Here is a 3,047-nt window from a genome sequence, read left to right as displayed (position 1 = left end):
GACATTGTTTGGGCATAGGTATGCGCGCAACACTTGATCTTTATGTATCGCATTTGCAACGCCTTTTGCCACAAGGTATGGCATGGCCACGCGAACAGCTTTCATCCCTGACAAAGCTGATTTCTGGCATGGCGGGGGAACTAACCCGCGTGCATAATCGGGCTTTTAATCTCATTGAAGAAGCTGACCCGCGCACATCTATCGAATTGCTGCCAGATTGGGAACGAGTGACCGGGCTGCCTGATAGCTGTTCAGCGGGTATTGCAACAACATTTCAAGAACGCCGTTCTGCCGTTGTGAACAAGTTAAATGAACGCGGTGGCCAATCCGTTCCTTACTTCCAAGGCATCGCCGCTAGGCTTGGGTATTCAATCGAGTTGATTGAATACAAGCCCTTTATTTTTGGCATCAGTCAACTCGGCATAAAAACTTTAGATGGCCCGGATGATGTTCGCTTTTCTTGGCGTGTAAATGTGACCGAACCACGCGTTACCTGGTTCAGAATGGGCGTAAGTGAATTGGGCATAGATCCTCTGGCAAAAATTGACCGAGCGGAAGATCTGGAGTGCCGCCTCCACAAGTTAAAACCTGCACAAACAAACCTGTATTTTGGGTATCAAGGACAAGGAGCCTGATATGGAATATTTACCGCCGCTTAATGGTGATCAGAACGATCCGAATAGATCTTATGTAGATGCAAACCCGGCTGAAGGAGAGCAAGGATCTATCCCACCCGCTTTAGGATTTGAACATCCCATGCGAGAAATCGTTCATGTTATCAAAACATTTTTAGGGGCCAATATCCCAAGTAAAGATACTCTCACACAACTCGCACAAGCAATTGATGCAAGGATAAATAGTAAGCTCGGTGGCTTCCTGAAAAAAGACGTTACAGAAACGGTTGAGGCTGGTTTCTGGACCAAACCTTTCCCTGCAACGGTTGCCGCGAATGGTGATGTAACGCTTGATCCTACTAAGGGTAATGTTTTCAAGCTGACTGCCACCAAACTAATCAAATTCAAAAACATGCAAACTATGCCGCTTGGTGGACGTGCCGAAATACATTTAACGATGGATAATAGCGGTGGCCATGGGGTGCTTTGGGAAGATCAATACTTACCCCCTAGATCCGGGAATATTGATGCAAACCCTAATGTGGTGAACGAAATTTATCTCAATGTTGTTGCTGGTAAATTCAGCATTGATATCACCCAAAGAGTTGCATCATGAACGGCCCTGTTTATTTGGGGAAGCAGCCCCCCGTTATTGGCTGTGGAGATCCGGGCGATCAGATTGAGTTTTCTTGTCGGTTTGATGGGGCACAGCATCTGTCTAGGATGTTTGGGGCTGGATCAAACCCGGATAAATGGGCGGTATCCTTCTGGATAAAACGTCACACGGTAGATCAAGGTCATGGCATTTTTACGGCTTGGAACGGTAGCATCCGAGCGCCCTCAATTCATTATTATTATGGCCTGAATAACAACTCTCTGAAATTCACACCGGAAGAAGGAGATTCGGCAAAAGGCATCCGAACAGAAAATCTGTACCGTGATCCTGCCAGTTGGACACATGTATACGCTTTCTGGGACCGTGCAGCCGTAAATGCGGCTGATCGAATGGGTTTGATTGTCAACCTGAAAGCAGTAGATCTGGCTCAAACGGGGTGGCCTGCCTCAAACGAAACACAGTATTTTAACACTCAAATAGTTCATGAAATCGGACGATATGCCCGACTTCAAAACCGCAATCTCAAAGCTTCTCTCGCAGCCTTTCATTTTATGGATGACCTAAATCCGGGCGCGGAGGCTTTCGCATACCTGAATGTTGATAATCATCCGGTACCAAAAAATTATCAGGGTGATTATGGACAATCTGGCTTCCGTTTTGATTTCGCAGATCCGCTTGATATGGGAAAGGATGTATCTGGGAATGGCAATCACTTTTTATCAAGTGGTCTAACCCCGGCACATCAATCCCGTGATACGCCAACAAATAATCTGCCTATATTAAATGCGGTTGAAAATCCATCTACAGGAACCCTTCAAGACGGAAATTTGACATATGTGACGGGAGGGTCAGGGCATCCCGTATTGCCAGCAACGATGATTGTTCGTCAGGGGAAGTGGTATTTTGAGTATACGTCCAACAATGATCGTGCAGGAATGGGCATACTACCAAGTCATTTGCCTGTTTCTACGGATTACACTGATCATGGATCAAATCCTAAGATCACGTCTATTTATTACACTCAGTTAATCAACCCCGGAGGTACTATAGATCTATGGCAATCGCCTTGGGGTAATCCGGCTGGTAACAAGACCATAGGTATCGCGTTTGATGCGGATACAGGCGATGTTGATGTTTATGATGAGAGCGGTTGGCTAGGGCGTGGCAATGCGGGGGCTGCTGATTTCTATCGAATTATGGCCGGGGATGGTTCTAATAGCTATTCAGGGAATGTTCAGGTTAAATTTGATGAAAACCAATGGACATACAATGCCCCTGATGGGTATCAGGCATTATCTGTCGCTAATTTACCTTGTCCCGATATCCTGAACCCGGATGATTATTTTACCATTCGTCAACGAACGAGTGGCGGTGATGTTGATGATCTCCCTTGGAACCCTCTGGTTAATAAGACGCTTGTTGTTTCAAAACGGCTTGATGCGTCTGGTAGTTGGCGGGTGGTCGATAACGTTGGTGATTTGGATAAGTGGTGGCGTTGGCAAGGCACTACTGCCCTGCAAAGTAACAATGTTCTATCATTCAATGGAAATGGGTTTTCTACGGCGTCTACACCAGATTATGAAGGTGTTGTAATTCATTATATCTGGCGGGCTGATTCTAAATCTGGCTTTGATATTGTTGAGGTTGATCATGTCAATGGCTCACCGACTACCGTTACGCATAATGTCGGCGGACCTGTTGAGTATGCGTGGGTATATAATGCCGATCTCGGTGGGGATCGGCGGTGTTATCACAAAGATATGTCAGCGGGTCAGTATCTGCGGATCAATTCAACTGCTGCCGCTTCCACTGATCCC

At 46.3% G+C, this 3,047-nt stretch carries 3 protein-coding genes; all 3 read left to right on the top strand.

Features of this window, described 5'->3' with window-relative positions; all coding sequences use genetic code 11:
* The coding region (locus Q0241_RS06315) for a putative phage tail protein (RefSeq protein WP_299374822.1) at positions 1 to 635 on the top strand (635 nt) is incomplete at its 5' end.
* Position 636: 1 nt separating this feature from the next.
* Positions 637 to 1,230: a hypothetical protein gene (locus Q0241_RS06310; protein ID WP_299374818.1), complete on the top strand. Its 594-nt coding sequence runs from the start codon at positions 637 to 639 to the stop codon at positions 1,228 to 1,230.
* The coding region (locus tag Q0241_RS06305; RefSeq protein ID WP_299374815.1) for a hypothetical protein at positions 1,227 to 3,047 on the top strand (1,821 nt) is incomplete at its 3' end. The genes Q0241_RS06310 and Q0241_RS06305, both read left to right, overlap by 4 nt.

Origin of the sequence: uncultured Kiloniella sp., from assembly GCF_937128705.1 — a bacterium.
In the GTDB taxonomy this organism is placed as follows: Bacteria; Pseudomonadota; Alphaproteobacteria; order Kiloniellales; family Kiloniellaceae; genus Kiloniella.
This window is presented reverse-complemented; position numbering and strand designations above follow the sequence as displayed.